General features: G+C 34.0%; 22 protein-coding genes. 3 read left to right on the top strand and 19 right to left on the bottom strand.

Features of this window, described 5'->3' with window-relative positions; translation table 11 throughout:
* Positions 1-67: 67 nt before the first annotated feature.
* The 10 genes from thrB to rpsU all read right to left on the bottom strand — a co-directional run bounded on the left by thrB (position 68) and on the right by rpsU (position 12,320).
* Entirely contained in the window at positions 68-1,006 is a 939-nt protein-coding gene (gene thrB, locus H3S74_RS04865; protein ID WP_086363837.1) for a homoserine kinase, read from the bottom strand.
* Positions 1,007-3,463 (bottom strand): bifunctional aspartate kinase/homoserine dehydrogenase I, encoded by a 2,457-nt coding sequence (gene thrA, locus H3S74_RS04860; RefSeq protein WP_198247376.1) that lies wholly within the window; start codon positions 3,461-3,463, stop codon positions 1,007-1,009.
* A 323-nt stretch (positions 3,464-3,786) separates the two neighbouring features.
* Complete coding sequence (locus H3S74_RS04855; RefSeq protein ID WP_034901131.1) at positions 3,787-4,116, bottom strand: hypothetical protein; 330 nt, start codon at positions 4,114-4,116, stop codon at positions 3,787-3,789.
* Between the two features lie 143 nt (positions 4,117-4,259).
* Complete coding sequence (locus tag H3S74_RS04850; RefSeq protein WP_110447170.1) at positions 4,260-5,012, bottom strand: SDR family oxidoreductase; 753 nt, start codon at positions 5,010-5,012, stop codon at positions 4,260-4,262.
* Between the two features lie 122 nt (positions 5,013-5,134).
* Positions 5,135-5,587: a universal stress protein UspA gene (gene uspA, locus H3S74_RS04845; protein WP_034901127.1), complete on the bottom strand. Its 453-nt coding sequence runs from the start codon at positions 5,585-5,587 to the stop codon at positions 5,135-5,137.
* A 64-nt stretch (positions 5,588-5,651) separates the two neighbouring features.
* Complete coding sequence (gene pitA / locus H3S74_RS04840; protein ID WP_086363841.1) at positions 5,652-7,166, bottom strand: inorganic phosphate transporter PitA; 1,515 nt, start codon at positions 7,164-7,166, stop codon at positions 5,652-5,654.
* A 68-nt stretch (positions 7,167-7,234) separates the two neighbouring features.
* Positions 7,235-8,206, bottom strand: coding sequence for a bile acid:sodium symporter family protein (locus tag H3S74_RS04835; protein ID WP_198200883.1), 972 nt, complete (start codon positions 8,204-8,206; stop codon positions 7,235-7,237).
* A gap of 63 nt (positions 8,207-8,269) precedes the next feature.
* Positions 8,270-10,108, bottom strand: coding sequence for an RNA polymerase sigma factor RpoD (rpoD, locus tag H3S74_RS04830; protein WP_110447167.1), 1,839 nt, complete (start codon positions 10,106-10,108; stop codon positions 8,270-8,272).
* Positions 10,109-10,189: 81 nt separating this feature from the next.
* Positions 10,190-11,971: a DNA primase gene (gene dnaG, locus H3S74_RS04825; protein WP_198220954.1), complete on the bottom strand. Its 1,782-nt coding sequence runs from the start codon at positions 11,969-11,971 to the stop codon at positions 10,190-10,192.
* A 133-nt stretch (positions 11,972-12,104) separates the two neighbouring features.
* The gene (rpsU, locus tag H3S74_RS04820) at positions 12,105-12,320 is read right to left on the bottom strand and encodes a 30S ribosomal protein S21 (protein WP_034882800.1); all 216 of its coding nucleotides are present in this window, start codon (positions 12,318-12,320) and stop codon (positions 12,105-12,107) included.
* A gap of 182 nt (positions 12,321-12,502) precedes the next feature.
* On the opposite strand from rpsU, the gene hemB reads away from it, so the two are divergent.
* The gene (gene hemB, locus H3S74_RS04815; protein ID WP_110447165.1) at positions 12,503-13,513 is read left to right on the top strand and encodes a porphobilinogen synthase; all 1,011 of its coding nucleotides are present in this window, start codon (positions 12,503-12,505) and stop codon (positions 13,511-13,513) included.
* A gap of 428 nt (positions 13,514-13,941) precedes the next feature.
* Positions 13,942-14,856, top strand: a complete 915-nt coding sequence (locus H3S74_RS04810) for a hypothetical protein (RefSeq protein ID WP_198247375.1) — start codon at positions 13,942-13,944, stop codon at positions 14,854-14,856.
* 23 nt (positions 14,857-14,879) lie between these two features.
* Here the strand turns inward: H3S74_RS04810 and nudC are convergent, their stop codons facing one another.
* The 6 genes from nudC to epmB all read right to left on the bottom strand — a co-directional run bounded on the left by nudC (position 14,880) and on the right by epmB (position 19,353).
* Positions 14,880-15,683: an NAD(+) diphosphatase gene (gene nudC, locus H3S74_RS04805; protein ID WP_110447163.1), complete on the bottom strand. Its 804-nt coding sequence runs from the start codon at positions 15,681-15,683 to the stop codon at positions 14,880-14,882.
* Positions 15,684-15,743: 60 nt separating this feature from the next.
* Positions 15,744-17,369: a membrane protein insertase YidC gene (gene yidC, locus H3S74_RS04800; RefSeq protein ID WP_110447162.1), complete on the bottom strand. Its 1,626-nt coding sequence runs from the start codon at positions 17,367-17,369 to the stop codon at positions 15,744-15,746.
* The gene (yidD, locus tag H3S74_RS04795; protein ID WP_232350107.1) at positions 17,369-17,611 is read right to left on the bottom strand and encodes a membrane protein insertion efficiency factor YidD; all 243 of its coding nucleotides are present in this window, start codon (positions 17,609-17,611) and stop codon (positions 17,369-17,371) included. Before yidD ends, yidC begins: the two co-directional genes overlap by 1 nt.
* Before the next feature lie 47 nt (positions 17,612-17,658).
* A complete protein-coding gene (rnpA, locus tag H3S74_RS04790; RefSeq protein WP_110447160.1) occupies positions 17,659-18,015 on the bottom strand; it encodes a ribonuclease P protein component in 357 nt (118 codons plus the stop codon).
* A gap of 11 nt (positions 18,016-18,026) precedes the next feature.
* The gene (gene rpmH, locus H3S74_RS04785; protein ID WP_025314679.1) at positions 18,027-18,167 is read right to left on the bottom strand and encodes a 50S ribosomal protein L34; all 141 of its coding nucleotides are present in this window, start codon (positions 18,165-18,167) and stop codon (positions 18,027-18,029) included.
* Positions 18,168-18,327: 160 nt separating this feature from the next.
* The gene (gene epmB / locus H3S74_RS04780) at positions 18,328-19,353 is read right to left on the bottom strand and encodes an EF-P beta-lysylation protein EpmB (RefSeq protein ID WP_198247374.1); all 1,026 of its coding nucleotides are present in this window, start codon (positions 19,351-19,353) and stop codon (positions 18,328-18,330) included.
* 32 nt (positions 19,354-19,385) lie between these two features.
* Between epmB and efp the strand changes: the two genes are divergently transcribed.
* Positions 19,386-19,952, top strand: a complete 567-nt coding sequence (efp, locus tag H3S74_RS04775; protein WP_034901106.1) for an elongation factor P — start codon at positions 19,386-19,388, stop codon at positions 19,950-19,952.
* 206 nt (positions 19,953-20,158) lie between these two features.
* Here the strand turns inward: efp and trmL are convergent, their stop codons facing one another.
* From trmL to H3S74_RS04760, 3 genes are read right to left on the bottom strand one after another with little or no spacing between them, the layout of a single operon-like run.
* A complete protein-coding gene (gene trmL, locus H3S74_RS04770) occupies positions 20,159-20,641 on the bottom strand; it encodes a tRNA (uridine(34)/cytosine(34)/5-carboxymethylaminomethyluridine(34)-2'-O)-methyltransferase TrmL (RefSeq protein WP_110448020.1) in 483 nt (160 codons plus the stop codon).
* Positions 20,642-20,662: 21 nt separating this feature from the next.
* Positions 20,663-22,036 carry an envelope stress sensor histidine kinase CpxA gene (gene cpxA / locus H3S74_RS04765; RefSeq protein ID WP_198221143.1) on the bottom strand — a complete coding sequence of 458 codons (1,374 nt, stop codon included), beginning with the start codon at positions 22,034-22,036 and terminating at the stop codon, positions 20,663-20,665.
* A 30-nt stretch (positions 22,037-22,066) separates the two neighbouring features.
* Positions 22,067-22,786: a response regulator gene (locus H3S74_RS04760; RefSeq protein ID WP_110447158.1), complete on the bottom strand. Its 720-nt coding sequence runs from the start codon at positions 22,784-22,786 to the stop codon at positions 22,067-22,069.
* Positions 22,787-22,888: the final 102 nt, after the last annotated feature.

The raw sequence follows: 22,888 nt of genomic DNA, 5'->3' as shown, positions 1-22,888 counted from the left end.
AACTATTTTATACTTTAATTGTTTTCTTTTTGATTTAATCTTATTGTCCAATTTAATAACAATTAACTTAAATCACTCTTGCACCTTGTGGATCTATTTTACAAATATGGGTAAAACCATCTTCATTTTGTAGATAAGAGCTTTTTAATAATGACTCTATCTGCTGTGCCGTTTCAAGATTATCCGCCACAACAAACATCGTCGGTCCAGATCCTGATATCCCTGAAGCTAATGCGCCAAGTTGTTTTACTTTCTTTTGTGTTTCGTCAAAATTAGGTAGCAATTGTTTACGATAAGGTTCAGCAATATTATCAATTAACATTGCCGCAGCAAGTTTAGGTTGTTTAGTATAGCAAGCATGTAAAAAACCACCGACATAGCGACCATGAGCAACACAATCAGCTTTTTGGTATTGAGCAGGCAAAATAGCTCTGGCTTCTGCTGTAGAAACTTTAATACCAGGATAGGCCATTACCCAATACCAATTTTCAAAGTGAGGAATCGACTCACTGATAACACCCATTTCATCTAAAATAAGTTGCATACCACCTAAATAACAAGGTGCCACATTATCATAATGCACACTACCAGATATACGCCCTTCTAGCTCTCCCATCATCGAAAGCATCTCAAACTCATTAAATGGTTCATTGAAAAACTTATTTAATGCAACAAAAGCACCAACTACTGAGCAAGCGCTTGAGCCTAAACCAGAACCAATTGGCATATTTTTTTCAAGAGTTATACTCACAGGTAATGTTTTATTCATAGCCTTACAGAAACGCTGCCAACATTGATAAACAATATTGAACTTGGGATCTTTTGGCAGTTTTTTGACAAACTGCCCTTTGCAAGTAAGGTTAAACTCAGTTGCAGACTCAATAGTAATACAGTCACCTAACATTGCACCACTAATTGGATTGATTGCCGCCCCCAAAATATCAAAACCAACACTAATGTTTGCCATTGATGCAGGAGCATAAACAGTTAATGATTTATGACTCATTTAGCCTCCAATTTTTCCCGATGTGGTTCGTAAAATATCAGCAAAAACACCTGCTGCAGTTACATCATTACCAGCGCCATAACCACGTAATACTAATGGAATTGGTTGATAATACCTAGTATAAAATGCTAACGCATTTTCACCATTTTTAACTTTATAAAGTGGATCATCTGCATCAACAGCTTCTATTTTGACGCTACATTTACCATCATCAATACTACCTACATACCGTAATACTTTCCCATCTTTGGCTGCTTTTTCTGATTTTTCTTTAAATTCAGCATCTAGTTGTGGCAGTTTTGACATAAACTCATCAATATTACCTTGAGAATATTCCGCAGGAAGAACAGATTCAACTTTAATTTGATCTAATTCCAGTTGTAATCCTGCTTCTCTAGCTAAAATCAATAATTTTCTAGCTACATCGGTCCCAGATAAGTCATCACGAGGATCTGGTTCGGTAAAGCCTTTTTCTTTCGCCAATTTAGTCGCTTCTGATAATGACATACCTTCATCTAATTTACCAAAAATAAAAGATAACGATCCAGATAATATGCCGGAAAACTTGATCAGTTCATCACCTGCATTAAGCAGATTTTGTAAATTTTCTATTACAGGTAAACCAGCACCAACATTGGTATCATATTGAAACTTACGCTTACTATTGGCCGCTTCTTGCCGTAAGCGAAGGTAATAAGCCATTGAACTTGTATTAGCTTTCTTATTTGGTGTAACCACATGGAAGCCATTAGCAAGGAAATCAACATATTTATCTGATACGTCACTACTTGAAGTGCAGTCAACTAAGATTGGATTAAGTAATCGATTGTTTTTAGCAAATTCAATAATACTATTTAAAGTATAATCTGTATCACTTTGTTTTATTTGATCACGCCAATTAGCTAAATCAATACCATCACGATTCAGTACAGAATGTTTGGAATTGAATAAACCACAAACCCGTAAATCTATCTGTTTATTTTTGAGCCATTTTTGTTGGCGACCAATTTGATCAACCAATGCACCACCAACACCACCAACACCAATAACAAACACATCTAGCATTTTATCTGTACCAAAAAGCATTTGGTGCGTTACACGTACCCCCATTACAGCAACATCATTATCAACCACAACCGAAATTGAACGCTCAGATGAACCTTGTGCAATTGCCACAATGTTAATATTGGCTCGAGCTAATGCAGTAAAGAAGTTAGCAGATAAACCACGTAACGTACGCATACCATCACCAACAACAGAAATAATTGCCAATTTGTCAATCACTTCGATAGGTTCTAGTAAGCCATCTTTTAATTCTAAATAAAATTCATCACTTAATGCCTCTTCAGCACGATATAGTTCAGTTTGAGGAACACAAAAACTAATACTATATTCAGATGATGATTGGGTAATTAGTACCACCGAAATCCCAGCATAAGTCATAGCAGAAAATACTCGAGCAGACATACCAACCATACCTTTTAATCCTGGTCCTGATACATTAATCATCGCCATATTATTTAAATTGGTTATACCTTTTACTGGAGTTGAACTATCCACAACATTTGCACCAATTAAAGTCCCTGGAGCATCTGGATTATTGGTATTTTTAATTAAGCATGGAATTTGAAATTGGGCAATTGGCAAAATTGTTCTTGGATGAAGCACTTTAGCACCAAAGTAAGATAACTCCATTGCTTCTTGATAAGACATGGTTTTTAGTAATTTGGCATCAGGTACAATTCTAGGATCACAAGTATAAACTCCATCAACATCGGTCCAAATTTCACAGCTACTTGCACGTAAACATGCTGCTAAAACTGATGCCGAATAATCAGAACCATTACGGCCAAGAACAACTAATTCACCTTTTTCATTTCCAGCAGTGAAACCTGGCATCAAAATAATATTTTCTGGTGGAATACGCATCTCGCTGATGCGATGAGATGATTCAACAATATCAACCGTTGATTCTAAATAATCACCTTCGGCAATTAACATTGCTACCGGATTAATTACGGTCACTGCATGACCTTTTGCTTTTAGCACCTCTTGCATGATTGCAATTGAAAGTTTTTCACCTCGGCAAATGATAGTGGCATTAATACTGTCAGGACATTGACCTAATAACCAAATACCTTCTAACAATTGTTTGACATTATTTAACTCATTGAGTGCAAATTTTTTCATCTCTTCATAGGCAAAATTAGGCAATGCTTGTGATATTCCTGCTAAGAGATCCGCAAATATTTTTTCTGCATCATAAATATTTGTTTGTATATCTTGCCGTGCTACAGTTTTTTCAACCATTGCGACTAAATGATTGGTAATTTTAGCTGGTGCAGATAAAACTGTTGCTGTTTGTTCTTGTTTAGCATTATTCTCAATAATCTCTGCTACACGCAAAAAGCGTTCTGCGTTGGCAACAGATGTTCCTCCAAATTTTAAAACTTTCATATCACACCTTACTTATTTTTCTAATTTATGCCAATGACAATTCAAAATGCAATTTTTTTAAATTACCTATAAAATCAATATTTTGAATTCTTTTTTTCTGTTATTAATGTTTTTGAACATTTTTTATTTTATAAAACAAAAAAACCCGCCTTTTTTGGCGGGTTTTTCGATATTTTTTAAGGAAAAATCAACCCGCCCTATAATTAATAATAGTGCCGGTGGTGCCAATAATACCTGAAATCATCATCATCACAGTTTTCATTATTTTTCCTAAAAAATCCCTAAACAAAACAGCCCGACATTTTCATGTCAGGCTGTAAAAATTAAAAAACTTTTTTGCTGTTTTCGTATTCATTCACTACCTTATTTAAAGCTTGGTAGATACTTTCTGCATCCTGTTTTTTTAATGCTTCATCAAGTATATTGAGATACGATAACATCAGTTTTTGATTGTCTTCAGCAAATTGTGGTGAAACTTCCTGATCTTCATATAACATGACATAAGTACGCGCAAATCCAAAGATTAAAAAATAAACTGATGCATTTTTTGGATCATCTTGGATTAAAGTCCTCATAGCCTTACGTAATTTTACATACGAATCGGTACCAGGTAAGCTTGTCGCAAATGTTTTTGTTACGTCTGAAAATGTCATTGCTAAAACCTCAATCAAAATCACAAGCGAAAAGAATAGCAATCCATTAACATAAGTGCAAGTCTATTTTGATTTTCAATTCTATTTTTTTATTATTTTTTGTTTAACGCATTGATATATATCAATGTAAGTTTTGTTAAATGTTAAACTTGCTTACAAACAGATAATCCTGCCGAAGCTTGGGCAACTGGCATAATTTCAATTGAATTCACATTAAAATGATTAGGTGTATTTACTAACCATGACACCGTATTAGCAATATCCTCAGGAGTAACATAATCAACATCTTTATAAACTGTCGCAGCTTGTTCATCATTACCATGGAATCGTATATTTGAAAATTCTGTTCCACCACATAATCCTGGTTCAATATTTGTTACTCTGATTCTTTTACCCAGTAAATCTGTCCGTAAATTAGCACTAAATTGCTTAACAAATGCCTTAGAGGCACCATAAACATTACCACCTTTATAAGCATAAGTACCCGCCACCGATCCAAGATTTATTATGTAACCATAATTACGTTCAACCATACTCGGTAAAATTTGATGTGTTAGGTGAATTAAGCCAATAATATTTGTTTGAATCATGGTTTCCCAATCATTATAGTTCGCCTCATAAGCAGGTTCTAATCCCAATGCCAATCCAGCATTATTGATTAATATATCAATTGGTTGAAATTCTTTTGGTAGTTGCAACAAAATAGTTTCGACTGCATCTTTTTTGGTGACATCAAACGTTAAAGGTAAAAAATTATCCCCCAACTGATCAGCAAGTTTCTGTAATTTATCACTCCGTCTAGCTGCACCTATTACTTTATAACCGTCAGCAATAAGCTTTCGACAAATAGCTTGACCAAAACCAGAAGAAGCCCCAGTAACTAAAGCGATATTCATATTCAATCCCCTTTACTCATGATAATTGTCTGAATTTACCTTTATAATATTGAAATAAATGATAAATTATTCTGCATTAAATATAAAAAAACCCGCTACGTAGCGGGTTGACATCCAATATTTCATTTAGCCGGTTCTTCGGAAGGCTCTTCATCTTTCAAAGGAACAATCAACGTATCAATATGGGTATTATTAATCAATTGTCGAGCAGAAGACATTAATTTACTCCAGAAATCTTGATGATGACCACAAACAACCAGATCTGCGCCATATTCATGGATAGCTTCAATTAATACTTGGCCGAATTCACCATTGCCAGAAAGAGTATGTGCAATTGGATAACCGGCATCATCAGCAAGTTTATTCAATGCAATATGGGCATCTTCAGTGATACGATCTTTCATATCATTCATATTAATATCAACTAAACCAGTATAAAGGTCTGAATAGTTGATACCAACATGAATTAGTGATATTTGAGCATTATATGGTCTAGCCATAGAGACTGCTTTTTCAACAAGAACTTCACTTTCTGGTGATAAATCCACTGCGACTAAAATATGTTTATAAGCCATAATATTCACTCCTTCCTATTTTTGACGCTCTAATTAAATTAGAATTTATACTTCCTTTTTACTACTAAATTAATTTTTGAGCAAGCCAAAATAATGACCCAGATAACAAAATTGAAATTGGCAAAGTAAGAATCCAAGTTAAAGCAATATTTTTAATTGTTTTACTTTGTACCCCACCACCATCAACAATCATAGTACCAGCGACAGATGAGGAAAGAACTTGGGTTGTTGATACAGGCATACCAGTATAACTGGCTATACCGATTGATAACGCAGTCGTAATTTGAGCAGAGACACCTTGAGCATAAGTCATCCCTTTTTTACCGATTTTTTCACCAATGGTTACTGCAACCCGTCGCCAACCTATCATAGTACCTACAGCAAGCGCTGAAGCTACGCCGATAATAATCCAAACTGGCGCGTACTCTACAGTTTTTAATAAATCATTATTTAACGATTTTAAGTATTGCTTATCTTCTGCAGGTACATTTGGTTGTTTAGCAACATGAGATACCGTATCGGATAAACATAATAAAATACGTCTAGCCTGAGAGCGTTGATCTACGTTAAGAGAACCATAATCATTCATTTTATTAAACAAATTATTAGCAATCCCTAATGTAGTAAACGAACGAGAGTAATCACAATGATATTGATTTAAATCATTTACAGGAATAGAAGTATCTGCAGCAGACTGTTTTCCTATTACAGTATTAAGTTCATCATTATGAGTAATAAAATATTCTTCAATATTATGAATGGCATTTCTGGTATTAGTAATTTCATAGGTTGATGCTCCCATATTTACAATAAAGCCAGCAGGCGCAATTCCCATCAATACTAACATTAATAAACCAATACCTTTTTGTCCATCATTAGCGCCATGAGAAAAACTTACCCCAGCAGCAGAAATGATCAACATTATACGAATCCAAAATGGTGGTTTTTTCTTACCATAGAGTTTTTCGCGTTGTTCTGGCGTCATAAAAATACGCTCTCTTTTTTTACTACGTTTTTTACTTTGACCTTTACGAGTCCAATATTTTCGCAGTAAAAAAATCATTAATCCAGCTATCACAAGACCAACAACAGGCGAAATGATTAATGATAAAAAGATTTGGATCATTTTAGGAATATTAAGTGCATCAATAATAGAAGTATCCATAATAAATGCATTAGCCAATGCTACACCAATAATTGCACCAATTAAAGTATGTGAGCTTGATGCTGGTATACCTACATACCATGTACCTAAGTTCCATATAATAGCGGCAAATAAAATCGAAAATACCATTGCCAGACCATGTGCAGAACTTACATTCAATAATAAATCAGTTGGTAAAAGATGCACAATTGCATAAGCAACACTAAGTCCACCAAGCAATACCCCAAAAAAGTTAAACATGCCAGCCATAAAAACAGCAAGCTGTTCTTTTAATGCTCTAGTATATATTACTGTCGCAACTGCATTTGCGGTATCATGAAAGCCATTAATTGCCTCGTAAAAAAGAACAAAAAATAGTGCTAAAACTAGTAATATAATGGTTGAAAAGTCTAAATCAGCAAATAGATGAAACATAATATATCTTTCTGTTGTTAATAGCGGCTCTATTATCCTTGAGAATACCATAATGAGCAAAACAATTTTTACATTTTTCGTTTCGCATAATGGGAAGCTAATACAGCACAGATCATTAATTGAACTTGATGAAAAATCATTAACGGCAAAATAATTATTCCAGTTATAGACATAGGGAAAATTACACTAGCCATAGGAATACCACTTGCGAGGCTTTTTTTAGAGCCACAAAATACAATTGTGATTTCATCTTCTTTGCTAAAGCCGAATAATCGCGAGCTGTAAGTAGTAATTAATAATACGATGGTTAACAAAATTATTGAATAAAAAATAATTTCTAAAAGAGATAACAAACTAACTTTTGCCCAAATACCATTAACTACCGCATCACTAAAAGCAACATAAACAACTAATAATATTGATATACGATCAGTTTTTGAAATAACACTTTTATATTTATCCACCCATTTGCCAATAAAACGTCTAGATAAATGACCAACCACAAAAGGTAACATTAGTTTAAGCATAATAGATTCTATAGCATCTAAAATATTCATCGAGTCAGCCGCTTGAGTATGCATTAATAGGCCGACTAATACAGGGGTAATAAATACACCTAATAATGTCGATGCCGATGCGCTACAAATTGCTGCAGCTACATTACCTTTTGCTATTGATGTAAAAGCAATTGCAGACTGGACCGTAGCGGGTAAAACACAAAGGTAAACAAAACCTAGATAAAGATCTTCAGATAAAAAAGTTGGTACAAGTAGTTGCATCATCATCCCTAGAATAGGGAACACCACGAAAGTAATAACAAATATCAATAAATGCAATCGCCAATTTTTTATACCAATAACTATTGCATCAAATGACAATTTTGCTCCATGCATAAAAAATAATAGACCAATAGCAAAAGTGGTGAGATCCTCAAAAACAACCTTAGCTTGTCCTTCACATGGAAAAATACTTGCCGTCATCACAACACAAATCAAAATCAGCAAGAATGAATCAATTTTAAAACGTTGAAGTATATTCATGATATTAGTTTGATTAGTTAAAAAAATCGCCACAAAAGTGGCGATATATCTAAAGTTATGCTGTTATTCTAGGAAGCTTCGCAGTACATCAGATCGGCTTGGATGACGTAATTTACGTAATGCTTTAGCTTCAATCTGACGAATACGTTCACGCGTTACATCAAATTGTTTACCAACTTCTTCAAGAGTGTGGTCAGTATTCATATCAATACCGAATCGCATGCGTAATACTTTCGCTTCGCGCGGTGTTAAGCCAGATAAAATATCACGTGTTGCACTACGCAGACTTTCAGATGTAGCGGCATCTAATGGTTGCTCAAGAGCTGTATCCTCAATAAAATCACCTAAATGTGAATCTTCATCATCACCTACTGGTGTTTCCATTGAAATAGGCTCTTTAGCAATTTTCAATACTTTACGAATTTTTTCTTCAGGCATTTGCATGCGTTCAGATAGTTCTTCTGGCGTTGGTTCACGACCAATTTCTTGTAACATCTGACGTGAAATTCGATTTAGCTTATTGATTGTTTCAATCATATGCACTGGTATACGTATTGTTCTTGCTTGGTCAGCAATTGAACGTGTAATTGCTTGTCGAATCCACCAAGTCGCATATGTAGAGAATTTATATCCTCGGCGATATTCGAACTTGTCAACAGCCTTCATCAGGCCAATATTACCTTCTTGAATAAGATCTAAGAACTGTAAGCCTCGGTTGGTATATTTTTTCGCTATTGAAATTACCAAACGTAAGTTGGCTTCTACCATCTCTTTCTTAGCTCGTCGAGCTTTTGCCTCACCAATAGACATTCGTCTATTAATATCTTTAATTTGCTCAATAGAAAGATTAGTTTCTGTTTCTATTTGTTGTAAACAATTAATTTCAGCCTCAATTGGCGCTTCAAATTCCATTAAATTAGCAGCAAAAGCGCCTTTACCAGTAACGGCTTTTTTATACCAACTCATGTTATTTTCGTTACCACTAAAATGCGTCATAAATTGTTTTTTCGGCATTTTGCACTGCTCAACACAGATCTTCATAATGACACGTTCATGTGCTCTTACGCGATCCATCATGCTTCTCATGTTATTAACAAGAATATCAAATTGTTTACCAACTAATCTGAATTGTTTAAAAACTTCAGATAAATTTTCAATTTCTTGTTGTGCTTTTTTATGGGCTCGACCATATTTTTTTATTGCAGCTGAGGTTTTATCATGTTGTTCTTTAAGTTCAGAAAATTTCGCTCTTGCCACTTCCGGATCAATTGAAACATCATCATCAGCTGAAGAATCGCCATCTTCTTCACTTTCATCATCGCTATCATCAATATCGATTTCAGCTTCACTCTCTTCCAACTCTTCTGGAAGCTCTTCGGTTGATTCTTCAGCATTAGGATCAACAAAACCGGTGATAAGATCAGATAAGCGAACTTCACCACTTTCCACTAAATTGTATTGTTCTAAAAGATATGTAATCGCTTCTGGATATTCAGATACAGAGGTTTGAACTTGATTAATACCATCTTCAATACGTTTGGCAATATCAATTTCGCCTTCACGGGTAAGTAATTCAACTGCACCCATTTCCCGCATATACATACGGACAGGATCTGTCGTTCTACCTATTTCTGATTCTACATTAGATAAAACTAATGCTGTAGCTGCTTCAACGGCCTCTTCATCCGGAACATTATCGGAAAGTAATAATTCATCTGAATCTGGGGCTTCTTCAAGTACTTGAATGCCCATATCATTGATCATTTGGATAATATCTTCAATCTGATCTGAATCAATGATTTCTTCCGGCAAGTGATCATTGACATCAGCATAGGTCAGGTATCCTAGCTCCTTTCCTCGGATGATCAGGAGTTTTAACTGTGATTGAGAATTTTGCTCCATAAAGGTATCCACATTTAGTTATTCGGTCATGTATATTATATATGTAGATAGAAAATAATTTTCTACATATACCCTGTATATTTAGTCTTTTTTTGATAAAACAAGTATTAATGTCGCTAATTCTTTTTTCTCTGCGGTACTTAATCCGGAGACTCTCTCTTTTGCGATCAGTTCATCTTGCCTTTGGGCGAGTATATTATCATATAACTCTTTTAAAGTATGAGAAAAAATTGACTCTATTTCATCATCTTGGTAATGGTACTCCCATGTAGCTAAACGACTTAGCTGTTTATAAAATGGTCGACTGATACACTCTGTTAATATCTGTGCTGTAGTTATATTTGGGTATTGTTGGCATAATTCAAGTAGCTCAATAAATATATCTATGCCAGCTAAATTAACTTGTCGCATAACATTAATATCTGAAACCATTTTAGCCATATCAGGATATTGCAGTAATAAACCAATCAAAATTCGCATGGTAGTTAATTTCATCTGCGGTGCAGATACTGGTTCAATAGGTTTATTTTCACCTTTGTTTTGATCTGTGGCAATCAGTTGTTCTATTTGTGATATATCAAGTAGGCCTAAATAACGACCTAATTCCTGAAGCAAATTAAGTCTAAATGCTTTTGCTTTGACCTGCTCAAGCAAAGGTATGGCCAGTGAACTCAATTTAGCTTTACCTTCAGCGGTTTTTAGATCAACTTGTTTTAATAATTCATCAAACAAAAATTCGGAGAGATTAGGTGCATTTTTTACATAATCTTCAAAACCATCTTTACCGACTTTACGTACGTAACTGTCAGGATCTTCATCTTGCGGTAAAAAAGCGAAAGTAATTTGTTTACCATCAATCAAACAAGGTAGTAATACGTTCAGTGCTCGCCAAGCAGCACTTCGCCCTGCATTATCACCATCATAACAAAATATGACAGAATCAGTTGCTCTAAATAATAATTTAATATGTTCTTCAGAGGTTGATGTACCCAATGCAGCAACTGCATAATCAATACCGTATTGGGCCAGTGAAACGACATCCATATACCCTTCAACCACAATCAGCTGTTCAGGATTTCGATTAACCTCTTGCGCTTCATAAAGACCATACAATTGGAAACCTTTATGAAAAATAGGTGTTTCGGGTGAATTAATATATTTAGCTGAATCATTGATAATCGTTCTACCACCAAAAGCAATGACATTACCTTGTCTATCGCGAATTGGAAACATTATACGACCACGGAAACGATCATATTGATTACCACTATCATTGGTAACTAACATGCCAGCTTGATTATATAATTTCGTTTCAGCTTTAGTTTTTACTACATTTTGTGAAGTTAAACGCCACTCATTAGGAGCATAACCTATTTTATACCTAGTTATAATTTCTTGATTTAAACCACGTTGCTCAAGATACATATGAGCATCTTTTGAAGTTGATAATGCTAGTTGTTGTTGGTAGAAATCGGTGATTTTTGCCATCAAGGAGTAGAGATCACGACGCAAATTACGTGATTCAATTTGCTTTGATTGGTCAGCTTGATTACTATCATCTTCCGTGTAAGGAACACGAATGCCTTGCATACTAGCAATTTCTTCAATGGCTTCAGGAAAGGTTAATCGTTCATACTGCATTAAAAAATTTACAGCAGAGCCTGATGCACCACATCCAAAGCAGTAGTAAATTTGTTTTTTTTCATTTAATGAAAAAGAAGCAGTTTTTTCATCATGAAAAGGACAACAACCGAAATAATTATTTCCCTTTTTTTTCATTTTAACGCGCTTACCTATCACATCAAGAATACTTGTGCGGGCAAGCAAATCTAAAATAAAATCGCGAGGAATAAGACCTTTCATGATAAAATTCAACCAATTATGGCATTATGAAAAGACAACAAGCCGTAATAATAATACGGCTTGTTAAAATTGTTTATATCTAGAATATAAATGAATTGTTTTTTTAAAACAATTTAAATTTTCAGTATAAAAATTAATATAGACGAGTGCGACGAGCGTTTTCTCTTTCTAATTTCTTAGCATGGCGTTTAACAGCAGCTGCTTTTGCGCGTTTACGAATAGTTGTTGGTTTTTCGTAAAATTCACGATTACGAACTTCAGCTAATACTCCTGCTTTTTCGCAAGAACGTTTAAAACGACGTAATGCTACATCGAAAGGTTCATTTTCACGTACTTTAATTACTGGCATGTGCCTCTCACCTCAAATTTGTTTAATATCACAAAGGACTAAAATTAGTGCGCAATTTTACTCCTAATTGATATGGGTTGTAAAGTAAAATATCGTATAATTACTATATGATAAATTAATTTGCTAATCTACTTTTTGAGTCAGATAATAAAATAGTTTAATTAAAGATATATAGGTGTTTTATGTCGTCTTTCTTTACTGGTCAATATCCACAAAAACGTTTACGTCGAAACCGTGCACAAGATTTTAGTCGTCGTCTGGTAGCTGAAAACCATTTGACGGTTAATGATCTTATTTATCCAGTATTTATCGTTGAGGGTAACAATATCAGCCAACCCGTGTCATCAATGCCGAATGTAAAACGGATGAGTATTGATATATTGGTGAAAGAAGCTGAACAAGTTGCTAAATTAGGTATACCGGTACTTTCATTGTTTCCTGCTATTGAGCCCTCCCTAAAATCACTATTAGCCGAAGAAGCTTATAATGAAAGAGGTTTAGTACCTAAAGCAATTCGAGCATTAAAAAAAGAAATACCAGAACTCGGAATTTTAACCGATGTAGCTCTTGATCCTTATACGACACATGGTCAAGATGGCATTATTGATGACAACGGTTATGTTCTCAATGATATATCTGTCGAAGCTTTAAAAAAACAAGCATTAATACAAGCAGATGCTGGAGCTGATATTATTGCACCAAGTGATATGATGGATGGCCGAATTGGCGCAATACGTAAAGAGCTAGAATCACATAATTTTGTTAATAGCCAAATTATGGCTTACTCGGCAAAATATGCATCTAGCTTTTATGGACCTTTCCGTGATGCAGTTGGTTCAGCCAATAATATCAAAGGTGGCAATAAAAAAACTTATCAACTTGATCCAGCAAATAGCAATGAAGCCTTACAAGAAATTTATCAAGATTTAAGTGAAGGCGCAGATATGGTCATGGTAAAACCTGGTATGCCCTATCTAGATATCGTTCGCCGAGTAAAAGAAACCTTTGCAGTACCTACATTTGCCTATCAAGTATCAGGAGAATATGCAATGTTGATGGCTGCAATCGAAAACGGTTGGTTAGATGAAAAGTCTACTATCATGGAATCTCTACTTTGTTTCAAACGAGCTGGTGCCGATGGCGTGTTAACTTATTTTGCTAAGCAAGTAGCTCAATGGCTTAATAACCAGTAATAGCTGCATTATATTTATCGTATCAATTTGCTAATTATAGTGAATTGATATGATTAACCACGGAAAAACAAGCACAATTTTTTAAAGCAAAATCGAATCTCTTTAGATAAAAAAATACTCCAAATTAGCTCAATCAAGCTTTTCCATAATTAATAACATCATTAATGTTTTTATTTTTTTAATAAATATTAAACTAAATCAATTACAAAATCTTAATTTATGGATAAAATATATTAAGTTACTTATTCTGGCACTAAAAATTACAAATTAGATGATGAGTGTGAAGATTTGTCTGATATGATGATCAAGTAACTATTCAATAATATAAATATTATTGCCATAGCTAGAATAAACTGATGAATCGAAATATTAATATCGCTATTAGATATAAATAAAATTTTAACCAATAACATTAAGAAGCCAATATTATGAAAAATTATATCTATCTTTTCTTATTAAGTCTCCTTTTATTAACTGGGTGTGATGATAAAAAAGACAGCCAATCATCATCTGATGCAACTCCATCGACTAATCAAAATAACGAAGTTAATACTGATACGCAAACTGATAAAACGACCAGTACAACAAACAAAAATGAAGACAATACAATAAATTCTAGTAGTGAAAATAAATCACAGTTACCAACTCAAGTAACTAATAGCTATCTATTTCATACCGAACCTGAGTTATTACCTAATAAGAAACTCATTAAACAGCAAACAATTCAAAGTTCGGACAAAAAGTCTATTAATTATAACGATCAAGGTTATGTTAAAGATTATGACTTGGAAGGATTATATGGCGAAATAAATTATGATACAGCTAAATACATTTATGGTATGAAAGATACCAGAAACAGTTATGACATTACTTTCGATGAATCGAAAAATATCATTGGTATGAAAAATAGTAATGATGAAATTGTTGCTATTAATGAATTTGACGAGCAAGGCCGTTTAGTTGAAACCACTTTATCTAACTTCGCTGATAATAATATTAATTTTACCAGTAAGATTATTTATGAAAATGATCTGGTCGAACAAGTCTTATATAACGCTTATGTAAAAATGGATGATAAAAAACAATTACCCGTTTTAGTAAGAGAAAAAGATGTTATTTATAATGCAGACAAACAATTAGAAAAAACGATTACTCGTACCTTCAAATTGTCTGCTAAAGGTGAAGTCATCATTAATGATAAAAATGAACAAGAATTAGAATCTACTGAAACTTGTAGTTATTCTGAATATAACCAAAATAATGACTGGACCAAAGCTGTTTGTGAAACAACGGGGAATGGTTCAAGTAAAATTAATTTAACCAGAACCATTGAGTATCTATAACTTATTAAATAAAGTGAATATGATCAGTTTTCACCAAACTCATCATATTCACGACAAAGTATAATTGTATCCTCAATTAAACGCCTTGCTATCGTGCCATATTCAGGTATTTTTGGTAATTGAGAATAATGGTACCAATCAGCTTCTACTAACTCATTTTTATCGATAGTAATCTCACCACTATCATAATCTGCTAAATAAGCCATCATCATAGAATTAGGAAATGGCCAAGATTGCGAACCGACATAACGAATATTTTTAATTTTTATTTTTGACTCTTCATAGACCTCTCTGGCCACTGTCGTTTCCATTGTTTCACCAATTTCAGTAAAACCCGCTAATACAGTATATAAATTATCTTGATTATGCCTTACATGTTTTGCCAATAAAATTTTATTTTTATTCCGAATAGCGACAATAATGGATGGTGAAATTTGTGGATAATAACGTTGATGACAATGATCACATAGACAACACCATTCTGTTTGACTAATATACATCTCATGACCGCAGTAGCCACAATATTTATGAGACCGATAAAACTCAGACAATTGTACCGCTCTACCAGCCATATTAAACAAAGACTGATCAGCTCCACTAAGTAAAGGTCTAATCGAGCCCATGGAACTACTCATTTCTTGACAAATTAACCACGCAGTTTGTCCATTCCATTCACCAATAGGTTGAGCGAGTTTATTGGTAAATCCTAATTCACTGGCGCTACCGTTGGGAACTTCGCCATTAGGTAACCATAAACGACCATTTTTACTCACAAACCAGTAGCCTTTTTCGTTACCGATTAAATTATATTGTTTTTGTATATCCATAACATCAACACCAAAAATTAAATATTAAAAAGGAGGATATTACTCCTCCTTTCCATCAAACTATTTCTTTTTCTTCTCATGAAGACCTTTTTTCTCAAGTTCCCAGTAAATTATACGTTGCTGAGCAATCGTAAATAAGTTACTTACAATATAGTATAAAACTAAACCTGATGGGAACCATAAGAAGAACACCGTAAAGATTAATGGCATATATGTCATTAATTTTTGCTGTAATGGATCGGTAACCGGTGTTGGTGACATCTTCTGAATTAAGAACATGGTACCACCCATTAATAACGGTAAAATATAATATGGGTCTTGCGCTGATAAGTCATAAATCCAAAGAGCAAATGGAGCATGACGTAACTCTACTGTATTACCTAACATATAAAACAGTGATAAGAAGATCGGCATTTGAATCAACAATGGTAAACAACCGCCAAGAGGATTAACTTTTTCTTGTCGATAAAGAGCCATTGTTTCCATACTCATTTTTTGTCTATCATCACCATAACGTTCTTTTAATGCTTGTAAACGAGGTTGTAATAACTTCATTTTAGCCATTGAACGATATTGTGCTCGTGTTAGTGGGAATAAAATACCACGCACAATAAAGGTGATAACAATAATTGAAAAGCCCCAATTACCTATAAAGCTTTGAATAAATTTCAATAAATAGAACAGTGGCTGCGATAAGAACCATAACCAACCATAATCAACTATTAAATCAAGATGATTAGCGGTTTCTTTTAACTGACTTTGGATTTCAGGACCTAACCATAGTTTCGCACTAACTGATTGAGTTTTACCTGGTTGAATAACGGCTGTTTCACCTTTAAAACCAATCGTAGCTTGGGAATTTTTAGCCGTAGCACGTGAATAAAATAGGTTGTTTTGATCCTGCACCGGGATCCAAGCAGAAGCGAAATAGTGTTGCAACATAGCAACCCAACCAACATTAGTTTCAACAGATAAAGCCTTATCTTTGATATCACCAAAGCTATATTTACTATAATTAGTATCAGCACTGGAATAAGCAGTACCACGGAACGCACTTAATCCTAATCCGCCACCACCTTCGGTAACAGCATCATCTGGTAAATCAATAGTTTGTTTTAACTGACCATACATCGATACTTCTATAGGATTTTGGCTTTGGTTATCAATATCATACTGAACATCAATAGCATATTTGCCACGATGTAAAATATAATATTTAGTATAAGTTACTCCATTAACTTGATACGTTAATGGAACTTTCAACTCATCTACACCATCAGCTAAAACATATTCAGATTGAGCAGTTTGATATACTGGACGTTTACTTCCTTGAATTGCATTATCTGGACCATCTTTACCTGTTAAGCCACTTTCAGCAATATAAATAAAGTCAGGTTTAGATGTTAATAATTGGAAAGGCGTACCAGAATGAAGAGACTGCTCATATTTTAACAATTGTGCAGCTTGTACATCGCCACCATAGGTATTAACCGTTAATGACAATACATCAGATTTTATCGTGATTGTTTTACCTTGTGCGAAATCCGCTGGTGAATCTTCACCTATTTGTTGCGTCAATTGATTAGCAACTGGCGGTTTTGGTGCATGATCTTCTTCCCATGCTTTCCAAAGCAGGAAAGAGACGAAAAGTAAAGCAATGACTAAAATATTACGTTGAGATCCCATTAGTGTTTTTCTCTATCGGTTTTAGTTTTAGGAGGTACAAAATCTTCACCTCCTTCATGTAAAGGGTGACATTTTAATACACGTTTGACAGTTAGCCAACTACCTTTTATTAATCCAAAGCGTCTTAATGCAATTACAGCATATTGAGAACAAGATGGAGTAAAGCGACATTTAGGCCCTAATAAAGGACTAATAATACGCTGGTATATTTTAATGACAAAAACAAAAATATTAATAATCAAATATTTAAATGCATAAATATGCTGTTTAAATATCAATATTAATTTATTCAGTTTCTTTGTTTTTTGATGATTTGTTGACATAGTTTGTCTAATGTCTCAACTAATTGTTGATTATTCAATTGTATAACAGGCTGTTTAGCCATCAAAATAAAATCGATATTAGGAAACTGATGTTGATGGTGACGAAAATATTCTTTAGCTAATCGTTTAATTCGATTACGCTCGTGTGCTCGTTTAACCTGTTTTTTAGCTATAGCAAAACCTAATCTAGCATGAGCCAGATCATTTTTCCGTGTAACTAAAGTAAGAAAAGGCGAACCTGCACGAATAGATTCTTGAAAGACGCGATTAAAATCGAAGGGAGTTAACAAACGTAACTCCCGAGGAAAAGTGAGTTTAGTCACTCAACTTTAAATTAGCTAGCAACGGTTAAACGAACACGGCCTTTAGCGCGACGACGAGCAAGAACTTGACGACCGTTTTTAGTAGCCATACGAGCACGGAAACCGTGAGTTCTATTACGTTTTAATACTGATGGTTGAAATGTGCGTTTCATGACGATTTATATCCAAATCTAATTTATCAACAAGTTGTAGAGTATAAACTCCACAGCATTAATTAAAGAGGCCCGAATTATAGAGGCTATTTTATTTTTCGTCAATGAGATTTTGATACATAAATTGTAAGGACTGTATTAAATGAATATATCGCCCTTATTAATCATTAATCGCTATGACTCGCTTACTTTTTTCACCACCGATTTCACGAGCTAATTTTGGCACAAGATAACCCGATACATTTTTCGCAAGTTGTCTCATAATTTGCTTAGCATTGTCATCATCCACTAAAAAATGAGCAGCTCCTTGCACTTTATCCAATAAATGGATGTAATAAGGTAAAATGCCTATTGAAAATAATTTATTACTTAAACAGGCTAATACATCAGCATCATCATTAACTTTTTTCAATAACACACTTTGATTCAAAACCGTTACCTGATGTTCCTTTAAACGCTTGATAGCATTAGTAACATTATCATCAATTTCATTTGGATGATTAATATGAGTAACTAATACAATTTGTAACCTGGTTTTAGCAAATAACCGACACAGTTCGCTAGTAATACGATTAGGTATCACCACAGCTAAACGGCTATGAATACGTAAACGCTTGATATGAGGTATTTTCTCTAATTCGGTTATTAAAAAAGCCATTTCGTGATCCTTAGCCATTAACGGATCACCACCTGAAAGGATAATTTCATCCAGTTCTGGATGGCTTGCAATATATTCCAATGCAGCACCAAGATTTTTTTTAGTGCCTTGATTATTGTGATAAGGAAAATGTCGTCTAAAACAATACCGACAATTAATCGCACATGCAGTTTTAGTCATTAATAATGCACGATTATGATATTTATGTAGTAATCCCGGAATGGTATTATTCTGCTCTTCTAAAGGATCTTCACTAAAACCCGCTACATTAATTAACTCTTTTTCATCACAAAGAACTTGTAACAACAATGGATCTTGACTATCACCTTTTTTCATCCGATTGATGAAAGCCATAGGAACCCTAAGCGGGAATTGCTTTCTCGCTTGCAACATAGGCAGAGAAATCGCCTCAGGATCTAAATTCAAACAACGATAAAGCTTTTTGATATCGGTAACGACATTAGCAAGTTCAAAAATCCACTCATCTTTATTTGGTTGTTCAATATTTTGCTGTATAATGTGGCTCATTTTTGTAATTCAGAATGATAGTTGGAGCTTTTATGGCATCTTTTAGTACTAATGAGTTTAAAGCCGGTCTTAAAATAATGCAAGATGGCGAACCGTGTGTAATTGTTGAAAATGAATTTTATAAACCAGGAAAAGGACAAGCAATTAACCGCGTAAAAATAAAAAAATTACTTTCAGGTAAGACTGTTGATAAAACATTCAAATCAGGTGAATCTGTTGAAGCCGCTGATGTTGTTGATATGAATTTAACCTATTTATATACTGATGGTGAATTTTGGCATTTCATGAATAACGATACATTTGAGCAACTTTCTGCTGATGCTAAAGCTGTAGGTGACAATGCTAAATGGTTAGTTGATCAAGCTGAATGTATTTTAACTTTATGGAATGGTCAACCAATTGCGGTAACGCCACCAAACTTTGTGGAACTAGAGGTTATTGAAACCGACCCAGGTCTAAAAGGTGATACAGCAGGGACTGGTGGTAAACCAGCGACACTATCAACTGGTGCTGTAGTACGTGTTCCATTATTTGTACAAATTGGTGAAGTACTTAAAGTTGATACTCGTTCTGGTGAATATGTTTCACGTGTTAAATAACATCAACGAGATATAAATGCTATTTTTAAAAAAGAGGTCAATATGACCTCTTTTTTATTTACTAAGTAAGAAAGTTAATATTTATTTTGAGGAAAGGGGTTTTTATTTCAATAATGAGGCACAGCTTTTCGACAATTACCTATCCAGCACTCAATCAAACCAGCGAATGCCAATAAACTAACAATATATAAATTAAGAATTTTAGTTTATTTAGCACCAATATAATTTAGTTGTCGCCATGATTCATAAACAACTACAGCAACAGAATTAGATAAATTCATACTGCGACTATTGGCGACCATTGGAATTCTAATTTTTCTATCTTGTGGTAGCTCATCAAGAATGCGATTTGGTAAACCTCGAGTTTCAGGGCCAAACATTAAAAAATCTGCTTGTTTATAATTAACTTCACTATGTGGTTTTTGGCCTTTTGTGGTTAAAGCATAAACTTGTGAAGCCAAATCAAGCTGATTTGCCTCTAAAAAATGATCAATATTTTTATAACGTTTTACATCAACAAATTCTTGATAATCAAGTCCTGCTCGCCTTAGTTTTTTATCGTCCCAAAAAAATCCCATTGGTTCGATAATATGTAAATTAAAACCAGTATTAGCACATAAACGAATAATATTACCCGTATTAGCCGGAATTTCAGGTTCAAACAACACAATATTTAAAGGCGCATTCAACACAATAATTTCTCTTAACAATTAATATTTTTGAAGTGGTAATACTATCACAATTTTCAGCCCACCTAACTGACTTTTCTCAGCTTTAACTGTGCCATTATCTCGAGTAATAGCATTCGCCACAATAGCTAATCCTAACCCAGTACCACCCGACTCTCGGTCTCGAGCTTCATTAGTACGATAAAATGGTCTAAAAATTTGCTCAAGCTCATTATCGGCAACGCCTGGACCATCATCATCAATAGTAATAGTCACTTTTTGTTGTTGAATAGTGAAATTCACCACAATCTTTTGATTTGAATAACGAAATGCATTTCTTATCACATTTTCAAGCGCACTACATAGCGCCTCTGGATAGCACAAAATTGTATGGTTAGAAGGAAAATTTTGTATAGAAAATTGTTTTGCTATTTGATTGGCTTCAAAAACCGCATTATCCAATACATTTTTAAATAATATATCTAATGGTTTAAATTCACGAACTTCATTATTATCATGTTGATTCCTTGCTAAGGACAATAAGTCACCTATCATCGAATCAAGCTTTAAAGCTTCATTATTTATCCGCAAAACCTCATTGCTTTCACCTTGCTTACGGCGCAATAACGAAGTTGCCAATTGCAATCGGGTCAATGGAGTACGTAATTCATGGGAAATATCAGAAAACAGCCGTTGCTGTAGATCTTGCAGCCGTTTCAATTCTCTGAGCATATGGTTAAAACTTGCTCCTGTGGCTTTATATTCATAAGAACCAACTTTTTCAAGCTCAGGCCACTGTTGTAAATTACCATTTGCAACCTGTTCTGCGGCCAATCTTAACCCTCTTGCTGGTTTAGCAATACTCCAAGATAACCACAACAAAAATGGTGAACTGGCTAACATGGTTAATGTCAAAAGTAAGAAAGGATGATCAAAAATCAAATTAACAAATTGAGATTGAATATCTGATGCAGGCTGTAACAAAAACAGTTGATATTCATCATTAGCATAATGAATAAGGAAAGGACCGATAATTTCTTGGTTATCATAAATTTTCTTAGCTGGATCATCAACATCATGCGATTTTTCACTAAAGCTTTTTACTAAATCAATATTTTTAGTATCCGCAGTAATAATTTGCTGATTAGGTGTAACAATAAATAGGACTTGACCAGTTTTTTGATAATTATCCATTACTACGATAAATCTCATCCACCAGCGAAAACTATCTTTCGGTATCTTAGCGAGATCCTTTTCAATCTGGCTTGCAAGAACTTTACCACTCTCTTTATCTTTATTCGCCAAATAAGTTAAATTACGTGAGTCGAGTTCAGGTAATACCATTACAAGCGCAAGGAAAAAAGCGATAGTAAGTAAGAATATTGTGAAAATTCTAATTGTCAGACGATCAAAAATCCACATAGATTCTTACCATATTGAAAAAAGCTAATTTTGCAACAAATTATCATTTTGATCTACAACAAATAGATATCCTTTTGAACGCAAGGTTTTAATCCATGGTAAACCATCACTTCGAGGTGGAAGTTTTTTACGTAAATTAGAGACATGAACGTCAATTGAACGTGCTAATGGGATAAATTCTTTTCCCAACACCGTTTCACTAAGAGTATCTCTTGAAATTGTCACCCCTTTATTTTCAAGTAATTTAAGTAATACTTGAAATTCTGTGCCAGTTAATTCGATGTATTTGTCATCAAAATAAACAGATTGCTGCTTAGTATTCACCACAAGTTTATCAATAGTGTATTGTAATGGTTTTTCATTACTTTCATTACCAACTGTATCCCATCTAGCTCTACGCAATAAAGCGTTAATTCGAGCAATCAATTCTCTATCATTGAAAGGTTTAAGAATATAGTCATCAGCGCCAAGTTCAAGTCCATTGATTTTATCGAGTTCGCTATCCTTAGCTGTTAAGAAGATAACAGGAACGGTGAATTTACTTCTTAATGAAGACAAAACACTTAATCCATTCATTTCTGGCATCATAATATCAAGTAAAACCAGATCGATGGAATCATCAAACTTTTCTAACGCTTCAATACCATTATTTGCAACTTCAACGGTAAATCCTTCCAATTCTAATAATTCACATAACAACGAAGCAATTTCTAGATCATCATCAACTACAAGTAATTTGCTCATTATAATCCTCAATAAGTAATAAAATCCTTAGTTTTTATATCTATTAAATAGACGATAACTAGATTTTATATTTTAGGAAATATTATATAGATATATGAGAAA

The organism is Gilliamella sp. W8126 (genome assembly GCF_016102185.1).
Taxonomy (GTDB): domain Bacteria; phylum Pseudomonadota; class Gammaproteobacteria; order Enterobacterales; family Orbaceae; genus Gilliamella; species Gilliamella apis_A.
Note: the sequence above shows the minus strand (reverse complement) of the source record. Positions and strands in the feature narration are given on the sequence as shown.